15 protein-coding genes are annotated in these 19,701 nt (G+C 69.4%); 4 read left to right on the top strand and 11 right to left on the bottom strand.

Features of this window, described 5'->3' with window-relative positions:
* Positions 1 to 510: 510 nt before the first annotated feature.
* The 10 genes from ACH34R_RS21940 to ACH34R_RS21895 form a co-directional block, all read right to left on the bottom strand.
* On the bottom strand, positions 511 to 1,251 hold the full coding sequence (locus ACH34R_RS21940) for a hypothetical protein (RefSeq protein WP_397563323.1): 741 nt from the start codon (positions 1,249 to 1,251) through the stop codon (positions 511 to 513).
* Entirely contained in the window at positions 1,244 to 2,953 is a 1,710-nt protein-coding gene (locus tag ACH34R_RS21935) for a hypothetical protein (RefSeq protein ID WP_397563322.1), read from the bottom strand. The genes ACH34R_RS21940 and ACH34R_RS21935 overlap by 8 nt, the downstream gene beginning before the upstream one ends.
* Positions 2,950 to 3,612 carry a hypothetical protein gene (locus tag ACH34R_RS21930; protein WP_397563321.1) on the bottom strand — a complete coding sequence of 221 codons (663 nt, stop codon included), beginning with the start codon at positions 3,610 to 3,612 and terminating at the stop codon, positions 2,950 to 2,952. The genes ACH34R_RS21935 and ACH34R_RS21930 overlap by 4 nt, the downstream gene beginning before the upstream one ends.
* Before the next feature lie 17 nt (positions 3,613 to 3,629).
* Complete coding sequence (locus tag ACH34R_RS21925) at positions 3,630 to 4,985, bottom strand: YcaO-like family protein (RefSeq protein ID WP_397563320.1); 1,356 nt, start codon at positions 4,983 to 4,985, stop codon at positions 3,630 to 3,632.
* Positions 4,936 to 5,835 carry a thiopeptide-type bacteriocin biosynthesis protein gene (locus ACH34R_RS21920; protein ID WP_397563319.1) on the bottom strand — a complete coding sequence of 300 codons (900 nt, stop codon included), beginning with the start codon at positions 5,833 to 5,835 and terminating at the stop codon, positions 4,936 to 4,938. The genes ACH34R_RS21925 and ACH34R_RS21920 overlap by 50 nt, the downstream gene beginning before the upstream one ends.
* Positions 5,836 to 5,837: 2 nt before the next feature.
* Entirely contained in the window at positions 5,838 to 8,294 is a 2,457-nt protein-coding gene (locus tag ACH34R_RS21915) for a lantibiotic dehydratase (protein ID WP_397563318.1), read from the bottom strand.
* On the bottom strand, positions 8,291 to 9,424 hold the full coding sequence (locus ACH34R_RS21910; RefSeq protein ID WP_397563317.1) for a hypothetical protein: 1,134 nt from the start codon (positions 9,422 to 9,424) through the stop codon (positions 8,291 to 8,293). Before ACH34R_RS21910 ends, ACH34R_RS21915 begins: the two co-directional genes overlap by 4 nt.
* Before the next feature lie 35 nt (positions 9,425 to 9,459).
* Positions 9,460 to 9,648 carry a hypothetical protein gene (locus ACH34R_RS21905; RefSeq protein ID WP_397563316.1) on the bottom strand — a complete coding sequence of 63 codons (189 nt, stop codon included), beginning with the start codon at positions 9,646 to 9,648 and terminating at the stop codon, positions 9,460 to 9,462.
* A gap of 371 nt (positions 9,649 to 10,019) precedes the next feature.
* Positions 10,020 to 10,457: a hypothetical protein gene (locus tag ACH34R_RS21900; RefSeq protein ID WP_397563315.1), complete on the bottom strand. Its 438-nt coding sequence runs from the start codon at positions 10,455 to 10,457 to the stop codon at positions 10,020 to 10,022.
* A gap of 530 nt (positions 10,458 to 10,987) precedes the next feature.
* Positions 10,988 to 12,310: an MFS transporter gene (locus ACH34R_RS21895; protein WP_397563314.1), complete on the bottom strand. Its 1,323-nt coding sequence runs from the start codon at positions 12,308 to 12,310 to the stop codon at positions 10,988 to 10,990.
* A 598-nt stretch (positions 12,311 to 12,908) separates the two neighbouring features.
* On the opposite strand from ACH34R_RS21895, the gene ACH34R_RS21890 reads away from it, so the two are divergent.
* From ACH34R_RS21890 to ACH34R_RS21880, 3 genes are all read left to right on the top strand, one after another.
* The gene (locus ACH34R_RS21890; RefSeq protein ID WP_397563313.1) at positions 12,909 to 14,117 is read left to right on the top strand and encodes an ROK family protein; all 1,209 of its coding nucleotides are present in this window, start codon (positions 12,909 to 12,911) and stop codon (positions 14,115 to 14,117) included.
* 195 nt (positions 14,118 to 14,312) lie between these two features.
* On the top strand, positions 14,313 to 16,562 hold the full coding sequence (locus ACH34R_RS21885; protein ID WP_397563312.1) for an alpha-N-acetylglucosaminidase TIM-barrel domain-containing protein: 2,250 nt from the start codon (positions 14,313 to 14,315) through the stop codon (positions 16,560 to 16,562).
* Between the two features lie 135 nt (positions 16,563 to 16,697).
* Entirely contained in the window at positions 16,698 to 17,930 is a 1,233-nt protein-coding gene (locus ACH34R_RS21880; protein WP_397563311.1) for a cytochrome P450, read from the top strand.
* Between the two features lie 25 nt (positions 17,931 to 17,955).
* On the opposite strand, the gene ACH34R_RS21875 is transcribed toward ACH34R_RS21880, so the two are convergent.
* Positions 17,956 to 18,612, bottom strand: a complete 657-nt coding sequence (locus ACH34R_RS21875) for a GNAT family N-acetyltransferase (protein ID WP_397563310.1) — start codon at positions 18,610 to 18,612, stop codon at positions 17,956 to 17,958.
* 87 nt (positions 18,613 to 18,699) lie between these two features.
* Here ACH34R_RS21875 and ACH34R_RS21870 point away from each other — a divergent pair, with 87 nt between their 5' ends.
* The gene (locus tag ACH34R_RS21870; RefSeq protein ID WP_397563309.1) at positions 18,700 to 19,683 is read left to right on the top strand and encodes an AraC family transcriptional regulator; all 984 of its coding nucleotides are present in this window, start codon (positions 18,700 to 18,702) and stop codon (positions 19,681 to 19,683) included.
* The last annotated feature ends 18 nt before the right edge of the window (positions 19,684 to 19,701 follow it).

The raw sequence follows: 19,701 nt of genomic DNA, 5'->3' as shown, positions 1-19,701 counted from the left end.
AGGGACCGGGCGATCCGTCTCGGGTGTGCCGAACCCGCCGAAGGGGCATGGCACTGAGACACGAGGACGGCCATCGCCTGATCCTTCGTGATCGTGACATCGAGCCCGAAGGAGGCGATGGCCGTGAACGACGGAGCGGGCTTCGCGACCCGACCGACGATTTATGGCCTGCAGTAGACCCGGTGATAAATCGTGGAACCATCCTCCCGCTGCGACTTGTAGAGGTCATAGCCGAGGCCGTACGGCGGTTGGACGAAACCGACGAAGGTCGCGCCGGCCGGAGCCTGTTCCGGGCAACGAGGCGTCTTGGGCCACGGCAAGGGCGGCGGCCACGGCATCTCATCGGACACGATGACCGATGGAGATGAATTGATCGGGGAATTCGCATGGGCAGGGCCCGCGACCAACGACGATCCGAGGGCTAGGAGCGCTACGAGGGCGTATTTCATGACCACCTCTGAGAAAGTAGGGATGAAGGTTTCTGCCGTCCCGAGGGGCGTGACGACAGGTTCAGGAGCCTCCCGTCCACCCGCCCGCTGTACCCCAGGGGCTGATGGCCGGGTCGGACATGGGGAAACCACAGGCGAACGCCAGGAGCGGGCTTCGGGTGCCGCCCGGCCGGAAACCGGACAGCGGCATGCCCCAGGGAACCAGCCCGCCGAAGATGGACCCGGAGAGCCCGCGCCCGCCCGCGGCCAGCCACATGCTGTGCGCGGCCACTCCCGCCTGGTGCATGACCATCCTGTGGGCATGGGCGCCGGCCGCCGCGACGGCGGGAAGATCGCAGGTGACCACGGTCACGAGGGGCGCGTTGGCGAACTCGTCCTGCAGCAGCCACTCGCGGGCGGGAGGAAGGTCGACAAGGAAGGTGGCCTGCGTGCCGGCGGCGTCCACGTCATAGAGTCCGGGCCGCAGGCCCTCCACCCGGTAGGCGGCGGCCAGGATCTGGACATGAGGGACGGTTTCCGCCGTGCTCAGAGCCGCCCGCGCCGAGGACGGAGCCTGCAGGACTCCGGCCATCGTGGCCTGGTCGATGCCGGTCGGACGATAGAAGCGGGTGGCCTGGCGCAGGGCCAGTACGGTCATCGGGTCGACCGTGGTCGGGCTCGCCGGGGGAAGGCGGTGCTCGTGGGCTCGCTCCGCAGGAGGGTCCCACCGCCGTGCCCGGCCGGTCGCGCCCGCGCGATGTGTCCGCGTGATGAGGTCGTTCACGATCTCCTGCGGCCGGTAACCGGGAGTCCAGCTAGTCATGGGCGGTGCCCTCTCGTTCAGGACCGCCGCTCGTACGGCGGAGCGTGAGCACGGTGGTGACGGGCGTTTGCCGGGAATCGAGGTCGAGCAGGTCGACCAGCCGGCCGTCGTCCCACTCGGCGAGCGCGTTGACCGTCCAGCCGAGATGCGCGGCCTGGAACGCAAGCTGCCAGGTGGCGACGCCGGAGTCCAGGTTGGCGATCCGATATCCCAGGCTCTGGTACTTGTTCTCCAACTTCAGGCTGTCACCGACCAGGACCAGCACGGCGTCCGCCAGGGCCCCGGCACCCGGGACGGCGTCGGCGAGCCGCTTCGCGGGCACCGCGATCCCGCTTCGCAGCAGGAGGTTGGCCACCGAATCGTAGACGTGCACCACCGGTTCCAGCCGCGCCCGGTTGGATTCCAGGGGGAGCAGGTAGGCGGTCTGGGAGCCCATGTTGCCGCCTGTGGGAGCCCAGCGGCGACGGGTGGCTCCCCGTGACGCCGTCGCGGGAATGAACTCGCGGATGCCGAAGGAGTACTCCAGCAGCGCCTTCAGTTCCGAGCCCGCCTCGCCGGCGGCGTCGATCGGCTGCCAGTCACGCGGGCGGTCGAAGAAGTGGAGTTCGATGTTCGAGGCACTGTAGTGGTTCTGGTGTGCGCCGGGCGGGATGTACCGGCGAGGCGGCAGGGTGACCTCGTGTTCGAAGGCGACCGCGATCAGGTCGTCCCGCTCGATCGGCTCGGTGCCCGGCCGGCAGGCCGCGCAGCCGGGAAGCTGGACGAAGGTCTCGACCTCGGCCGTCCAGGCGGCGAAGTCGATGATCGTGACGGCCGACTCGTCGTACAGCGGCTCCACTCCTGTCGCCAGCCGGCACACCTCACCGCCCACCATTCCGGCCAGCAGGTCCTCCTGCCAGGCGGGAATCGCCGCGGCGTCGTCCGATCGCGGCAGCGGATGCTGCGCGCGATAACACGGCAGGCAGCCGGACCAGCCGTTCTCGAAGAGCGGGCTGATCACGGCGCCCGAGCCGGTCATGGAGACGAGGAACCAGCGTCCGCCGCTCGCTCGCACCGATGCGTCGAAGGCGGTCAATCGGTCCAGGTCCAGCGTGCCGTCGTCGATCACGACGGCGATCGGAGCGGACGGCAGCGGGGCGGGGCCGAGCGGTACCTCCGCCTCCCGCGCCGATGTCACGCCGCACTCGCCGACCGCCCGTACCAGGGTCGATCGCAGTGTGCCGGGGGGACCCGCGACCACGACCGGCTGCCGCGCCAGCTTCAGGGCGGCGTGTACACCGGAGGGATTGTTGCGGGTGGAGTCCACATTCCTGCTCAGGTAGCCGAGCACGTTCGCGGGCACGGAAGTGCGCTCCAGCGCGTGCGTCTCCTCGGGCGTCGGACCCTGCTCCAGCATGCCGCAGGAGTACAGCAGCGAAAGTGCCGTCTTGACGATGTCCACCGAGGGAAGGCCGAGCGACTCGGCCACCTCCGCCGCGGATCGCCGCCCGTCCAGCAGGGGAAGCAGCCGCCGTACGAATGCGACGTGCCGGCCGCTGAAGAGCTGGGGCTTGGCGGTGCCCTCGACGAGCAGTTCGCCCTTGCGCACCTCCGCGATCACGAGCCCGTCCACGACCTTGAGGTGGTCAGGAAGCGACAGCTGCGGGTCCCGGGCGATGGCGGCGGCGATATGCCGTGAGTCCATGGTGCTTTCGGTGTTCACATGTCCCCCTTCGACCCGGTACCCGCACCAGTGAGATGGTCGGCGAGACCGCGCCACGAGCGGTCCTGCCGTGAGATCGACGTCGAGGCGGGGTAGCAGCGGGTGCATCCGTGCACCCCCACCGTCCGCCCCTGCAAGAACTGGGCCTTCGCCAGATTCACGGCCCGGTGGGCGCCGTGCGTCCCGGGGTCGCCGCGGCGCAGCGTGGCCAGGCCCCATTGCGCCAGCCCGGCGGCCGAAAGCACCTGGGAGGGCAGATGGCCGCCAGGCCCCGCGGGGTCCCCGGCGTAGAAGGCGTGCAGGTCGGACATGGTCTTGCCGATGGTCGAATGCTGTATGGACCGGCGTTCGAAGCATTCGGCACACGCGCCGGTCTCTCCGGGGAGGATCAGGGGACCGGCCCTGAGCCAGCGTGTCTCGTGCACCACGGGGACGAAGGACGCGCCCCACCTCCAGACCAGATCGCCGACCTCCGCCACCAGCTTCGAGTCGTGCCGCGAGGTCAGGAGCACGTACGTGTCCGCCGGTGGCAGAAGGCCGCTCAGTACGCCGTGCCCCTGGGCGAAGAGAGTCGGCTCGCCGTCCACCTCCCGGCGCTGGAGCACCGTGGCCACATCGGCCGCGAACGGCCCGACGGCGATGACATGTGTCGTGTTCATCTCTTTCTCCGGACTGGTCAGGCGAAGGGTTGTGGCCACGGGTTGAGGTCGGGCTCGGCGTGCGCCGGCAGGCCCATGCGCTCGGGGGCCGTGTAGAGCCTGGCGGTGCCCAGGAATCGCGCACGGTAGGAGAAGCTCAGCGGGACGAGTTCGGGGACGATGACCCGCACCACGCGCAGACCCGTCGCCCGGGCCTCGTCGGAGGTGATGTCCACGGCGTAGACCGTGCACCCGGCGTCCCGGAGCCTGCCCACCACCCACGACAGGCGCTCGGCCGGGGAGTCCGGGACCGCCGGGGCGAGGTCGGAGAGCCGCCGGCGGTGCGGGGAGTCCAGGAGGAAGTCGAATGCGTGCTCACGTTCCGCCGCCGCCATGTGAACCGCGCCGTCGAACACGTCGATGTAGTCGTCCAGCGGTTTGTCGTGCGGCTTCTTGTACTGCATGGCCAGCCGTCCGGAGGACGACTCGCGCATCACCTTGAGCACGGCACGCCGGGGATCGAGCTCCGTGGCGCACATCACGTAGGTGCGCACCTTCGTCGCCTGGGGATCTATGTCCACGCTGTAGACCGTCGGAATGCCCAGGTCGGTCGTCGCGTCGAAGAAGAAGGTCCGCAGGCCGGACCGGGCGGAGACCTCCAGCGCCTGGTCCAGTTCCGGGTCGGAGACGTCGATCTCGATCCTGGGCAGTGCCAGCCGCTGCAGCCAGGTGAGCGCGATGCCGTCCCGCTCGACACACTCGAGCACGGCGCCCAGCAGCGCGCTGTCGTAGTCGAAGTGCGCCGCCGTGCCCGTCGAGATGGGCAGCCAGAACCGTTCGCCGCGGCTCACGACGGGGATGTGCAGGTAGACCATGACCGCCGGCACCCATCGAGGTTCCCCGGTGGCCAGGTCCACACCGCGCACCCAGCGCATCGGCGCGTCCAGGTCGGGGGCCAGGACCGGGCATGCGGGGGAGGCCAGCTCGGACTCGGAGCACCGTGGCACCCGGCTCAGGTCCAGTGCCTCGTCCCCGAGGGAGCGCGCGCTGGCCCACCGGAACTGCTCCGAGTCCCACAGGCAACTGGAGTAGCGTTCGATCGTCTCGACCGTGGCGGTCAGCCGGGCGGTCTCCTCGACGAGCCCGCTGCCCGCGCCGTCCAGGGCGGCCCACTTCATGAGCCCACGCGCGTTCGCCGTGCCGGGCAGGATCGCCCCGGGATCGCCCAGGCCCGCGCTGTACACCGGGAAGCGCTGCCGTCCGGTGGTCATCGGAATCCGGGTGACGAGGTTGATCAGGGAGCCGCGGGCGTCGATGAGCGGATCCAGCCGCCGCAGCGCGTCCTCAACGGTGGTCGGCGGTGGGTCGGCCATCGGATCGCTGCTCACTCGCATCGGCATTCTCCTTCGGTGTTCCACCCAGCAGGGCGGCGAGTACGGCTTCGTCACCCGGCGTGATTCCCAGCCGGTTGTTGTGCAGGTGAAGCAGGTGGAACACCCACTGCCAGGTGGTGAGCGGCACACCGGCGGCGATCGCCTCCGAGGCGGTCGCCCGGATCGCGCCGCCGTACCTGTCGGCGTCCGCAACGAGGGGCGGTGGGAGATCGTCGCCGGCGGCGTCGATGGCGGGCGCCAGGCGGGCGGCCGACGCCGCCGCTGCCGTACGGCCGGCGGGTGCGAAGGGTTCGTCCCTGCCCGTCCAGTACCAGAGGTACTTGGACCAGAACTGCTCCTCTGCGCCGGGCAGGCAGTGCCGGAGGGCGTTCTCCATCGTCAGCGCGGCGAGAGCCTGGCGCTGGAGGTGATCGAGGCCCTCGCTGACCGCCCGCAGCGCGATCGCACTGGAGATCATGAAATTGTCCTCGGCCACCCGGACGCCCTCGGCGCCTCCGTAACGGCGCAGCTCGGGCTCGTAAAGCCGGAAGTCGACGGCCTCCCAGTAGTCGGTGGGAGACGTGCCCGGCACGGTCGCGGCCGGGATGCCGGAATCCGTCTGAGCCTTGCGCAGGAAGTCGGGAAAGCGGCTGACGAGGTCGGCGTGGACCTCGTCCAGCAGCCCGGCCGGCCCCTGGACGCGCAGCCTGACGTGCGGGCCGCCGACGTCGAAGAACCGGAGGTAGAACCAGCGGTTCCGCTCGGTTCCGGTCTCGGCCAGGCCGCGTGTCCCCGCCACCAGCTCCTGGATCACGCCGTCGAGCCGATCGAAGGTGCCGGGATATATCGCGCAGTAGAGCCAGGAACGCATGCTCAGCACCCGTCCCAGCTCAGGTGCGCGACGTACTCCGCGGTGCGCGGATGTCCGTCGATCACGGGTGAGTCCGCGCCGGGCCGGGGGAGGGCTTCCTCCATGATGAGGATCTCCTTCGCCGAGAGCGAGTCCAGGAGGCCCGAGACCGAGAGGGGCACGTCGCCGGACAGCCAGAGCGGCTTGCGGGACTTGGCGAACAGATCGGGCTCCGTGGTTCCCCGGCGGACGAACAGCTCGTCCGCGACCCCATGGGCCCGCGCCCAGTCACGGTAGGCGGCGAACGTCAGGGCCGGGGTGGGCGCCCTCACCTCGGCCAGCAGCTCTGCCGCGCTCACCGTCCAGTGCGCCCTACGGGTGACCACGGCGCCGACGCGTGCGCGGGGTGTGTGCACCACCCCGGCCGGCCGTTCGAGGCGGAGCAACAGGGAGGCGGTTCCCCACACCTCGGGAGCCGCGCAGTACCAGGGGCTGGCGATGGTGGACAGCAGGTTGGCGGGCCCGTTCAGCATGCGGCGGGGAACGAGACCGGAGTAGAAGGGGACGACCGGGCCGTGCTCGTCCTCCACGACCAGCGTTCCCGAGCGTTCGTCCAGCCGGATCCGCAACCGGTCCAGCGGCACCGGCTCTCCCGCGGGGACCAGTCCGCCGCCTATGTCGAGCGCGCGGGTACGGCCCGCGCAGCGCGCCTGGACGGGGTTCCAGTCCGAGGACACGGGGAGTTCCAGAGGCCGCGAACCCTCCGGCACCAGGTGGTCGAGCCACCTCCGGAGCGGGTCTTCGAGGAAGCGGGGGGCGAGCAGTCCGCGGAAACGGGCGGTCACGCCTCCACTGCCGTCCATGATCTGGTTGAGGACGATCACCTGTTCCTGGTCTTCCAGGGTGGCGAGCTGGAACAGGATCGCGAAGGCGGGCCGGAGCATCGAGGGCCCCATGCCGATGCCGAGGTCCGGAGTGCCGGGCAACCGGACGTCGGCGTTGTGCCGCAGATGAGGGCCGGGCGTGGTCATGTAGCGGGAGAGGAACGCCGGCAGCGGGAGGCAGTCGTGGCCCGGCGCGATGTGCCGTCGCCAGAACTCGAGCGTGCTCGCGTACTGCGGCAGGACGCTCATGCGGGACGACAGCCGTCGGCCGTAGCCGGACAAGGCGTTCTCGACCCATGCGGGCAACGCGGGCAGGGGTTCGTTCCTGACGACGTCCTCGCGCACGGCCAGGTCGGGGACGCGTGGCGCCGTGGCGGTGGCGGTGGCCTCGTCGAGCTCCGCGGCCCGGCGCGTGATCCGCGAGGCGAGAGCCGCGCGGCTCCGGGGCGCCGCCTCGGACATGCGGCGCATGCCCTCTCCCAGGTCACGCAGCGCGCCGGCCACCTCCGTGCCCATCGCATCCGTCACGCCGGGCGACTCGGCCAGCGCCGTCATCGCGTGGTGCGCGTCGTAGACGCCCGGAGCCCACGCCGACTCCAGCCGGAGGAGTCCCGAGTCGGTCAGCCGGGCCACCCGGGACCAGGACGCCTCCGAGTCGTCCCGGTGCAGTGCGGCGAGTACCTGGTCACCGGACATGCCGTGGGGCACCGTGCGTGCCTGTTCGCGGTGGGCGGTCAGATCCGTCAGGAGATCCTCGCGCCAGAAGAAGCTGTTGGTGCGTGTGTGCAGGTAGCCGGCCCGCACCATGTGGGTGCCGTTCAGCCGCCGGACGGGGTGGAAGCGCAGGTGGCGGCCGGCGGACTCGTGGGCGCAGAAGCGCTGGAGGAGCCGCAGGTAGAGGGCCTGCGGCAGGGACGCGACCGCTTGGTAGGAACCGCCTTCGGCGCTGCCTTCGGGGCCTTCGCCGCCGATCGAGCACACCGCCACCGGGCTGAACCAGCCGAGCGGGCTCGTCTTGACCGTCGCCCGCACGAAGTAGTTGAAGAGCGTGCGGACCAGTTTCCGCCTCGCCTTGGCCGCCGTACGGTCCGGATCTCCCCGCAGGACGGCGGCCGTGACCTCCGGCGCGGCGAGGGAGAGGGCCTTGATCATCTCATCCGTGCCGGCCTGCTCGATCAGCTCGGCTTCGGCCTCGGCGAGCTCCGTTTCGAAGATCTCCGTGTAGGCCGTCATGGCGGCCTCGGAGCGTTCGAGGACTGCCAGCCATCGTGCCAGCGTCAGCCGCATGTCCGGAGCGAGCCGGGCCGTTATCCGGTTTCGCGCCTCCTCGGAGATGCGCGGGACGCGGCCATTGTGCACATCCCTCCGGAGACCGACCGCCGCGCGGCGCTCCTCGGCGGGCAGCGTGGGCACGAGTTCGTACAGAGCGTCGGACAGTGGGTCCGTGAGCGCCGCCAACTGGAGCCTGCACTCGCGAACCTCGTCCAGCCCGGCCACCGCGCGGTCCGCCCGGAGCCGGTGCGGCCCCGTCGCCGCGTATCCGGAGAAGCGCACGAGGACGAAGGGCGCGATGGTCGCGGATTCCCGGAATCTCATTCCAATCCCCCCACCGATGCGACGAGACGAGCGACGAGCAAGGCCACGGCGGCCAGGTAGGCGAGGGACAGCACGCCGTATCCGAGGTACAGCAGGCGAAGCCTGCCGCCGGCGAACTCGTGGTGATGCGATGACGGAAGACGGAGCACGAGGGTGAGCAGGTACTGGATCGCCCTGCGACGGAACGCGTGCTGACCGGTCGCCGCCTCGATCGCGTGCAGCCCGTCGCTGGGCAACAACGGGTTGATGTCGTTCGCGAGGGTCATCAGCAGGATGTACGCGACCGCCGCGGCCAGCGCGCGGAGTGTGGGGTCGTCCGCGGCGAAGGCCAGGGCTCCCGCTATGCCGGCGTTCAGCGCGTCGATGACGATCCCCGACGTGGTGATGATGATGAGCGGTGTACGGCGGTTGAGCCGGTAGGCGTGTGAACGATCGACATAGGGCCGGGGCAGGATCCAGAACCAGAAGGCGATTCCCGCCTCGGGAACCGTCACCCCGTAGTATCGGCAGGCCAGCCAGTGGCCGGCCTCATGCATCGTCAGATGGAGCAACAGGATCAGCGGGATGGCGATCGAGGCGCCCCCGAGGGCCCTGACGTCGAGCAGCCGGGTCGCCGCCAGTACGGCCACGCCGACCGCCAGCAGGGCGATCACGCCCACAAAGGCTCCTGCGGCGATCCGCGCCGGGCTCCCCCATGCCGCCTGTCTGCCGGAGGCCGCCGGTGGCGAGGAATCACGCACCAGCACGAGCCGCCCCATGGGTATCTCCGCCAGAGCCCGTGCGACCCGCCCACGCAGGCCTTTCGCCGGGGGAGGGACATCGAGCAGCCCCATCTCACGGATCTCCGACAGGAATCTCGTGACCGTACGCGCCGCGGCGGACTCCTGGACCTGGAACAGATCGGAGACCCGCTGAATCAGAAAGCGCGGAGTGGTGCCCTTTTGTAAATGCGGGACGAACATCCGCGAGCTGCGGCCGAGCTGGAAATACCGCCCGGTGTCCTTCCTGTACAACAGCACACCGGAATTGTCTCCGGGGACGATTTCCACCTCTGCGGCGAAGGCGACCGGGAGATCCCAGGCCGGCTGCTCGTCATCCACCAAACCGGATGCGGCATTGGGGTGCGGCATCGGACTGGGACCTCCCCTCTTTCAGTTCCTCAAGCTCAGCCGGTGGCGGAGGAACCTGCGGTGGAGACGGTGCCCGCGCTGCTGCAGGTGCCGGTGGAGAAGGTGAAGGCGCTGCTCAGGCTGGAACCGAACGAGCGGCCGGCCTCCATCTCGTCACCCGACAGCTCGCGAGCGAAGAGCTCGAAATCCGCGGCGAAATCCGGCGCGATGCCGTGATCCTGCATGGTGAATCCCTTCTTTCGGTATTGCCATTCCCTGTGACGCTGCGACTATCGCATGCGCCGATTAGCGGGGTGAAGACAAACGCAATGTGACGTGGATCACATATTCAAAAAGGGGAAAATGGTTGCTCCCTGGAAACTAAATGAATCGGGGAGATCAAATGATTTGCCGAGGCGGTCGCACCTGACGGCGGACAGTTCTCCGGTTGTTCCCGGTCGGCCCGGTGGCCGTTCACGGCTCCGATGCACCAGCCGCTGTACCGGGTTTTCGCGAAGGCGTACCGAACCCGGTCCGGCACGAGGACGTGATCTTGTGGCTGATCGTGCCTGGGCGGTGAGCATGGACCGCGCCCGTGGCCGTGGGCCGCAGTCCCTTAGCCGATTACCTGCTGAGGTGTGTCCAGCCACACCTGCTGCCCGTCCGGGGTGACGGTCATCCCGGACCGGTCCCGGCCGGGTTCGCCCCATGCCACCCACCGGCGGTAGGCGTCAACGACTTCGTCCCACAGCGGTCGGTCGCCGACCTGATAGGTGGCGAACTCGCCGACATCGCCGGGCGCGGACCGGGTGGCCACCCACCGGCCCGGGGTGTCGGGGTCGTCTTCCTCGGCGTAGGAGCGCAATCCGGTGATGGCGGCGATGGCCAGGTGCGCCCCTGGAGGTGCCTGCCACACGATGCGCGGGTCGAGCAGGTAGGTGAGGTACCAGGTGTGGAAGTGGAGGACGTGGCCCGCCCGATGCCGCCGGCCGGCGGGGAGGCGCCGTCGTCCGGTTGGGTGATGATCGGCACGTTGGTGTAGACGGTGCGCCACCACTCGTCTGGGTCGGTGTCGCGGCCGATGACGTGGCGGGGCGACTCGTCGGCGACAGCGATCAGGGGCACGAACAGGTGGCGTGGTACGGCGCGTAGCGCTGCCTGCACCTGCGGGCTGAGGGGGTCGGGGAGGTCGGCGATCATGCCGTCGATCCGCCGGCCGATGAAGGGGGCCACGGGGCTACTTCTTGTCCTCGTCCTTCTTGGGCTACGCGTGCCTGCCGGGCGACGGTACCCCGTCCCCGGCGTCCTTGCCGTCGGCGTTGCCGGCTTTGGGGCCGAAGGGTTTGTCCTCTTTTGGTGTGCCTTGTGGTCACGTGGTGATCATCCGTGTGACCGGCGGTCACACGGAACGTCCGGACACGTTTGGGTGGGGGGCGGTTCCGTTGGGAGCACGGGTACAACCCGAGCCGGCGGCTCATCGAGGTCAACCGTACGGGGCCGTCCACTGGCGCGGAGAGTGCCATGCCGGGCGACAGGTACCGCCTGTCGCCGGAGGGAGTGAGCCGCGCTGTTGTGACCGTCAGGTCAGGTCGCGTCTGAGGGGAGCAGCCTGGGTGCCCGTTCGGTGGCCGCCGTGGTGGCGTTGCTGCGAACGCGCAGTACCGCGGCGGCCCCGATGAGCGAGATCGCTCCGCTGATCAGGTACAGGGGGGAGTAGCCGCCGAGGGAGCTGACGACCATCGCGGCGAGGAACGGGGCGACGACCTGCGGCGCGGTGATCGCGATGTGGAACACGCCGAGGTCGCGGCCGGTGTCGCCGTCCGTGGGCAGGACCAGCGTCGCCAGCGCCAGGTCGACGCCCAGGTACAGCCCCATGGCGAAGGCGCTGATGGCACCGCTGATCAGCGAAGCGGTCCACGTCGGCCACACGAACGGGATCAGCATCGACGCCGCGCTGGCCAGCCCGGACCCGAGTACGAACATCCGATGGTGCTTGAACCGGTCGACCAGCGGCCCGGCGATGGCGGTGGCGACCACGGTGAGCGGGAGCAGGAACGACGAGCCGATCGCGACCGCCTGCGCGGCGGTCATCCCGGACGGCAGCTCGATGTAATCCTGCATGATGTAGAGGCCGAAGCTGTTGATCATGGCAAAGCCGAGGTAGAGCACGGCTCGGGAGATGAAGACCCAGCGGTAGTCACGGAACCGCAGGCTGGCGAACGTCTGGCGCAGTTCGGTGAACACCGGCCGCCGCTCGCGGACCTCCGTCGCGACGCTGCGCGCCTCGCGCGTGAGCCAGGCGCTCACCAGTGAGGCGAGCGGCACCATAATGGCCAGGACCAGGTACCCGGCGAAGATCGAATCGACGAAGTAGGCACCGATCTGCACCCCGGCGATGGCGCCGACAGGCAACCCGAGCCCCTGGACGGTGCTCGCGAGCCCGTGCCGGTGCGCGGGAATCCGGTCGGGAATAGCCGCGAGGATGACGTTGAGCCCGATGTTCACCAGCGCCTGCATCAGGAACCAGCCGACGACGAGTCCGGCGACGGTTCCGGCCGAGCCGAGCATCATCAGTGAGCCGGCGGTGCCGAGGCCGCCGAAGAAGATCCATGGCGCCCTTCTGCCCCACCGGCTCCGGGTGCGATCGGACAGGATCCCGATGAACGGCGGCACGGCGAACGAGGCGATCGCCGCGATACCGGTGATCAGAGCGAGCGCGGACGGGGCGCCGTCGCCGGCGATGAGCCGCACCTGCGTGGGGAGCAGGACCTGGAGAGCCCCGACGATCGCCGCGTAGGCGAAGACGTTGAGTACGAACATCGCAAGCAGGATCGGCCAGACTCGGACCTCCCGGGCGGGGGCGTCGGCGAGCAGTTCGTCCTGTCGAGGGGCATGGGGGGTGGTCACGAACACACCTCCGGGATCGAGGGCCGTTCCGTCGTGGTGGTCATCCACCGAGCCGCGGGCCGGGCACCGTTCGCATGAGAATCGCACTATAACCTCCAAAGTGCGAACATAGAAGTTCGATTTTCGGCCAATCGAATCGAGGCGGCGGAGCCTGGCATCGTGGACGCCGGTCACCATCGAACTCGACTCCCGGGCGGCGGCAGCCGATTCACGTCGCGGGGTGCGGTGGCCATCGTGCCTGGAGAGATACGCCTTCGCGTCCGAGATCGGGCGCCGGGAGCAGCGTTCCGGTGGACTCAGGCCACTCGGCGCGGGGGCGATGAACGCCGATCGCATCGACCGCCGGCGCAGCACTGCCGTCTCCGCCGCGGGCGCGGACGAGGCGGAGCGGTTGCCATGGCGGTGCCCGCGGCGGATTCGAGGGATTCGTGACCGGACCCGCAGCGGGACAACTGGGCGCCCTGCTCCTGGCCTCGGTCCAGCGGACGCCGGAACCGGCGGTCATGTCGCTGTGGCCGCGTCGGCACGGCATCTTCCATCGCTCGCTGATTTATGGCCGATTTTCATCCAAAGCCCGGTCGGCAACTAGGGTGAGGGGATGACCGACCGTCAACGCTCGCCGCGGATCGAACCGCCTGCGTCGATCGGATCCGTGTTCGACCTCATCCGTCGCGGGACCGCCAACACCCGGCGGGAGATCTCCCGGCACACCGCGCTCGCACCGTCCACCGTCTCGCTGCGGGTGGATTCTCTCATCGCGGCCGGCCTCGTCGAGGAGACCACGAGCGGCCGAGCCACCGGTGGCAGGCAGCCGCGCTCGCTGCGCGTGCGGGGAGACGCCGGCGCGGTCGTCTCGGTCGCGCTCGGCACGCACCACTTCCGCCTCGCGATCGCCGACCTGGTCGGGCGGCTGCTGCAGGTGACCGAATGCCCGATCGACGTGACACTCGGTCCGGGCGCGGCGATGCGCGCTATCTGGGAACGGACCCTGATCGCGCTCGGTGACGCGCGCATTGACGTTGGCTCTGTGCGCGGGATGACGCTGGGCGTGCCGGCTCCGATCGACTCCCGGCTGGGCACCGTGACGTCCTCGGCCCAGCTCCCGGGCTGGGACCAGCAGAACCTCTACGACTTGATCAAGCAGCACACCGAGCTCCCGGTGGCGATCGAAAACGACGCGAACCTGCTGGCTCTCGGAGAATTCCGCACCGTCGCGCCCGGCCTGCGGCACATGCTCGGAATAAAGGTCGGCAGCCGGATCGGTTCCGGGGTCGTCGTCGACGGAAGGTTGTATCCGGGCGCGAGCGGCGCCGCCGGCGAGGTCAGCCACTCCCGTTCGTCCGGTCGTTCGGCGATCCACTGCTGGTGCGGCACTCCGGACTGCCTGGAGTCGGTCGCCGGAGGCGCGGCGGTCGTCGCCCGGCTCCGGCAGGAGGGGTACGACATCGGCGAGACCACCGACCTCGTCACCCTCGCCAGCGCCGGCGACGCGCGCACGATCGAACTGCTTCGCGAGGCCGGTGGGCTGATCGGCGAGGTGTTGTCCTACGTCGTCAACTTCCTCAACCCGGACCTGATCACCTTCGGCGGGCAGCTTTCGGTGGTACCGCCGTTCGTCGCCGCGATCCGCGGCGCGGTGTTCCAGCAGTGTCTTCCCGTGGTCACCGATGCGCTCGACGTGCGGGTCGGCACCGCCGGTGCCGACGCCGAGATCCTCGGCGGCGTCGACCTGATCCTCGACCGCACGCTGCACGTGGACGCCATCGACAAGCTCGTCGCGAGCGGAAGTACCGCTTTCTCCGGCTGACGTGAACAGGCGGCTCGCCGTGGAGTGAGTCGCGACCGCCTCGCTGGCCATTTCCTCGCCGGTCGGCACGTCTCCCGGGCAAAAGGAGTATCGGAACCCGTCATCGAGGGCGTTGTTCACAATGTCGCCGACCGTGAGGGTTGAGGTGGGCGCTCCCACTGGGCCACGACCCATCCTCGATAGGAGAAAACCTCGGTGAACGACGTATCCGCGCACACGGCGACCACAAGCGCCACTGCGGCCATCCGGCGACTCAGCGGTCTCACCGCCGACCGCATCCACGTGATCGTCGATCCCGGTATCGGCGACGGGTTTCGGGCCTGGGCCGCCGATGGGGACCTGCATGTCACCGCCTCGGGTGCGGGGGCGGCCATCGCGGGGTACGCCGCGTTCGCCCGCCGGACCGGAGTGGCCCATGTGTCGCGGTTCGGCACTCGTCCGGTTGCCGGTGATCTTCCCGCGGACGTGGTGGTCGAGCGGCGGGCACGGCTCGGCCTGCGCGTCGCCTACAACCTCACGGTGTCGGGGTACACGACGCCGTACTTCGACTGGGCGCAGTGGGAAGCCGAACTGGATCTGCTCGCCGCGAGCGGGGTCAATGCCGCACACATCACGCTCGGCCAGGAAGTCGCCTACCTGGAGACGTTCACCCGGTTCGGGTACACGGAGGAAGAGGTCCTCCGATGGCTCGGGCCGCCGTCGCACCAGCCGTGGCTGTGGCTGAACAGCATCCAGAGCTTCGGCAAGGGCACGACACGCACGCTGGTCGAGAAGCGTGTCGAGCTGGCCCGCAGGGTCGTCCAGCGAATGCGCGAGCTGGATATCACTCCGATCTTCCCGGGTTTCAGCGGCGCCGTCCCGCCGAAGTTCGGTGAGCGCAACGAAGGCGCCCGGGTGGTGCCGCAAGGGCTCTGGTTCTTGGACGTCGCCGGCCCGGAGCGGCCGGACTGGCTCGACACGACCTCGGACGCGTACGCCGCGGTCGCCGAGACGTTCTACGCGGCGCAACGATCCGCGTTCGGTGCCAGCGGGATGTGGGCGGTGGACCTGCTGCACGAGGGCGGAACGACCGGCGGGGTCGACCTCGCGGAAGCCGCGCGCGGGGTGCAGCGGGCCATGATCGCCGCCGACCCGGAATCGAAGTGGGTGCTGCAAGCCTGGATCGGCAACCCTCGCCGGGAACTGCTTGAGGCGATCGACCTGTCCCAGGTGCTCGTGCTCGACCTGACCGGTGAGGCCGCCGACGCCGACGGCGGCTTCCTGGACGCGAAGTGGGCGCTGGGCATCCTGCCGAATTACGGTGGCCGGACGGTGTTGTACGGAGACGTGGCGGCGGTCGCCGCCACGCCGAAGCGCTGGGCCGTGGACGGCGAACCGTCCAGTCTGGCCGGTCTGACCAATATGGCCGAAGGCGTCGGGAACAACCCGGTGCTGTGGGATCTGTTCAGCGACCTCGCGTGGGCCGACGGCGAAATCCAGATCGGCCCGTGGCTCGACGAGTGGACGACCGCCCGGTACGGCGCTGCCGACGAGCACGCGCGGGCCGCATGGCAGACCCTGATCGAGACCGCTTACGGGCCGTGGCGGCACGACGGCACGGACGCCACTCCGGCCGAGTCGCAGCAGGCCATGGCGGGCAACGCGGTCGACGTGACCGACGCCGGCAAAGAGCCCGTCGCGGGGGGACCGTTCGCGGCGATGGAGGTCGCCGATCCTTCGCTGGGGACCTTCGCCATGCCGTACGGGAGTACCGATTCGGTGATCGCGGCCATCCCCAGCCTGCGGGCCAACCAGGCGAGCATGGTGGGGCCGCGTGCGCTGCCCTACTCAGAGGGCGCACTCATCCCCGCCCTGCGGGAGCTGCTGGCCGCCGCCGATTCCCTGCACACCACGGGGTTCGCGTACGACCTCGCCGATGTCGCCCGCCAGGTGGCCGACGACGCCGCCCGCGCGGGACTGCGGGCGATCGCCGAGGCGGCCGAGGCGAAGGACCTCGGTTCCTACGACGAGCGCGTGGCCGAGTACCTGGAGTTGATCGACGCCCAGGAAGCGGTTCTGCGCACCAATGAGCATTTCCTGCTCGGGCGATGGCTGGACGACGCCCGCGCATGGGGTTCGACGGCGGAGGAGAGCACCTACCTCGCGGAGGAAGCCAAGCGGCTGCTGACGTCCTGGGGCTACGAGGACTCCACCTTCCTGGTCGACTACGGGAACCGCGGCTGGGCGGGCCTGGTCGGCGACTACTACCGCTCCCGGTGGACCGCCTGGCTGGCGCAGATCCGCAACGTCCTCACCGGGGAAGCCACGACGCCCATCGACTGGTACCGGTTCGCCGACCAGTGGATCCAGGGCGGCACCCGGTACCCGAGCCGCCCGCACGGCGAGCTGAAGACGGCCGCGCAGGCAGTTCTGGAGATCGCCGAACGGCTCACCTCGGCGAAATAGGCCGAGCGGAAACAGGCCCTTTTCGGAGCCGGAGATCAAGCTGGAATCCGCTACGCCCCGGACTGCGCGCATTCCGCACCGCGCGGCACAGTTCACGTCCGGGGCACCGGATATCGGAGAAAGGCGCTTCACCCCATGACGACGCATCTGAACACCCAGGACATGGGATGTCCATACCAGCATCCGCCGGTGATGCCCAGGGACGGTACCCCGTTCCAGCCCTCCCCGCAGTTCGCGCAGTGGCGTGCCGAGGCACCGGCGACCCGGCTCACCGCCGAGGACGGGAACATCGGGTGGTTCGTCACCGGTTACGACCTGGCCCGCCAGGTGCTCCAGGACCCCCGCTTCAGCATGTCCGACCGGCGGACCCCGCTGGGACCCACACCGCTGCCGATGGGGAAGCCGATCGACGCGGAGCGGGTGCACGCCCTGATGGTCGGCAACGTCCTGGGCCTCGACCCGCCGCAGCACACGAGGATCCGCCGGGCAGCGGTCGGGCGCTTCTCGGTCCGCGCGGTGCGGGGGCAACGGCCGGCGATCGGCGAGTTCATCGAACGGCGACTCGACGAGATTCTCGCCGCCGGGCCCACCGCCGATCTGTTCGAGGATTTCGCCGTCCCGGTTTCGGTCTTCGCCCACTGCCGGGTCCTGGGCATCCCGGACGCCAAGGTCGAGGAATTCACCGCCATCTTCGCCACCGAGGAACTGAGGTTCGGCGACATGATGGAGTTCGCGGCCGACGTACTCGACCTGAAGGCGTCCGACCTCGGTGAGGACACGATCAGCGACCTCCTGCGCTCGGAGCTCACCGGCCCCGAGCGGCTGGGAATCGTCACGGTGCTGATGGGCTCGGGGCGCGACGCGATCGCGTACATGATCGGAACGATCATGGTGTCGCTCCTGTCGGATCCCGGCCAACTGGAGACCTTGCGGCGCGAGCCCGAGCGCATCCCCGCCGCGGTCGAGGAGTTCGTGCGGTTCCACGCGATGTTCGTCTCGACCCACCCGCGAACCGTGGCGGAGGACCTGACCCTGGAGGGGATCGACTTCCGCAAGGGCGAACCGGTCTGGGTGTCCACAGTGGCCGCCAGCCGCGACGGCGAGCGGTTCCCCGACCCGGACACCTTTGATGTCACGCGTGAGGCGTCCGGCCACCTCGCCTTCGGCCATGGCGTTCACGCGTGCATCGGACAGCAGCTCGCTCGTGTGGTGATCGCCGAAGCGATCACCCTACTGCTGGCGCGCCTGCCGGCACTGCGCCTGGTCGAGGCCGAACAGCAGGCGCCGATGGCGTTCGCCGGCGACCTGCCGACCTACGCGCCGGGGACCGTCCGCGTCGCCTGGGACCGGCGATCCGAACGGGGGTGAGCAAGGCGGCTGCGGCTCGCCGGCGTCACGATGTCGTTGCGATGCCGAGCAGCGGATGTTCCGGGGTGCTCGATCCCAGCTCGTGGAAGCCGAGGCGAGTGTAGAACGCCAATGCCCCCGTGTTCGAGGAGTCGACGCCGAGGTACAGCGCCGGCACCCCGCGCTCGGCGAGCGCCCCGCGGAACGTGTCGACCAGACGCCTGCCGAAGCCCCGGCCCTGCAACTCGGGCAGGAGGTTGATGTGCAGGTGCGCCGGGTAGTCGGCGATCTCGGGGATACGGGTCACCTCGGGATGCAGTCCCACCCAGACGAGCAGTTCCTCGCTGATCGCGGGCGTATGGCCGGTCGGGGGACCCGGTTCCGGATGCCTCTCCGCGAACCCGGGTGCCCAGTTCCGTTCCCACCAGGTGATGAACGCGGCGGTGTCGGCGACGCCGATGACATAGCCGAGGGCGTGTTCCCCGTCGTCGACGACGAATGCGAGATCAGGCGCGAACTCCAGGTACGGCAGTGCGGCCACGTCGGCGATGAGCGTGTCGTCGGAGTACATCCCCGTCGCGTCGGCGCCGCTCGCCCCCGTACGGAGGCAGACGTTCGCCACATCATCGCGATCGGCCGGCCGGTACGGGCGGATCGTCAGCCCGTCCCCCCTGCTGGGCCCTGCTTGTTCGATGTCGTTCATGACCATTGCCGACCTTTCTGGTGAGGGGAGCAACTGGGTGATCGCGGTGCGAGCCGGGTAGCGTCCTATGCATCCATGGACCACCGTGTGTTCAGCGTCGAGGATCCGAGGTCTTGCGACAACGCTGTGGTTTGTCGGAATCGGTACGATTTTTGCCAATCAAGGAGGGCGTGGATGCCGGTCGTCTACGAGCACCTTGAGCCGCTCTACCCGCTCGGCTGGCGGTACTTCCGGCTTCGGGTGCCCTGGCTCCCGCTGCGCAGCAGCCACGCCCATCCCGAATTCGAGCTGACGTACATCGTGCGCGGAGCAGGCACCCGGCTCATCGGAGACTCGATCGAGCAGTACGAGCCTGGCGACCTTGTACTTATCGGTCCCCATCTGGCCCACACGTACGCATCGATCCCCGAAGGCGGGCCGGTCGAGGCGATCGTCGTGCAGTTCACGAGGGACGTTCTCGGCGCAGGATTCTTCGATCAGCCGGTGTTCGCCGATGTGGCCGCGCTCCTGGAAGCCTCGGCCGATGGACTCCGATTCGCCGAGGTGCCGCCCGCGCTGGCGACCCTCGATGACCTCGCGCCCGCGGAGAAGACCGTCGCGCTGCTGGACATCCTCGTCGCCCTCAGCCGCGGACCCTACGTCCGGCTCGCCCCCGGCCAGTCCGCGCCCGACACGGCCGGCGCGCGCCGGATCGAGACGATCGTGGCGTACGTGTACGAACACTACCGCTCGCAGATCACCCTCCAGGACATCGCCGACGCCGTGCAAATGAACCCGAGCGCCACCAGCCGGCTCTTCTCCCGGTCGACCGGATTCACCCTTACCCGGTTCATCACCGTCGTGCGGCTCAACGCCGCATGCCGCCTCCTGCACGACACGGACCTGCCGATCGCGACCATCGCGTCGAGATGCGGCTTCGGCAACCTCTCGAACTTCAACCGGCGATTTCGCGAGGTGAAGCAGACCACACCGAAGGCCCACCGTGCACTCCTCCACGCGGGGCAAGGAGGAGCGCCGAGCCACGAGCACCTCCCCGACAGGAAGTGGGCCATGGAGTTCCTGAAAGGATGATCACTTCCGGGAGCACGA

This window comes from Spongiactinospora sp. 9N601 (genome assembly GCF_044326295.1).
Classification (GTDB): domain Bacteria; phylum Actinomycetota; class Actinomycetes; order Streptosporangiales; family Streptosporangiaceae; genus Spongiactinospora; species Spongiactinospora gelatinilytica.
This window is presented reverse-complemented; position numbering and strand designations above follow the sequence as displayed.

Excerpts from the sequence above, each read along its gene's own strand:
- ACH34R_RS21880 (WP_397563311.1), top strand. The coding sequence starts at position 16,698 with ATGACGACGCATCTGAACACCCAGGACATGGGATGTCCATACCAGCAT.
- ACH34R_RS21920 (WP_397563319.1), bottom strand. The coding sequence starts at position 5,835 with ATGCGTTCCTGGCTCTACTGCGCGATATATCCCGGCACCTTCGATCGG.
- ACH34R_RS21930 (WP_397563321.1), bottom strand. The coding sequence starts at position 3,612 with ATGAACACGACACATGTCATCGCCGTCGGGCCGTTCGCGGCCGATGTG.
- ACH34R_RS21890 (WP_397563313.1), top strand. The coding sequence starts at position 12,909 with ATGACCGACCGTCAACGCTCGCCGCGGATCGAACCGCCTGCGTCGATC.
- ACH34R_RS21905 (WP_397563316.1), bottom strand. The coding sequence starts at position 9,648 with ATGCAGGATCACGGCATCGCGCCGGATTTCGCCGCGGATTTCGAGCTC.
- ACH34R_RS21915 (WP_397563318.1), bottom strand. The coding sequence starts at position 8,294 with ATGAGATTCCGGGAATCCGCGACCATCGCGCCCTTCGTCCTCGTGCGC.
- ACH34R_RS21925 (WP_397563320.1), bottom strand. The coding sequence starts at position 4,985 with ATGCGAGTGAGCAGCGATCCGATGGCCGACCCACCGCCGACCACCGTT.
- ACH34R_RS21910 (WP_397563317.1), bottom strand. The coding sequence starts at position 9,424 with ATGCCGCACCCCAATGCCGCATCCGGTTTGGTGGATGACGAGCAGCCG.
- ACH34R_RS21940 (WP_397563323.1), bottom strand. The coding sequence starts at position 1,251 with ATGACTAGCTGGACTCCCGGTTACCGGCCGCAGGAGATCGTGAACGAC.
- ACH34R_RS21875 (WP_397563310.1), bottom strand. The coding sequence starts at position 18,612 with ATGAACGACATCGAACAAGCAGGGCCCAGCAGGGGGGACGGGCTGACG.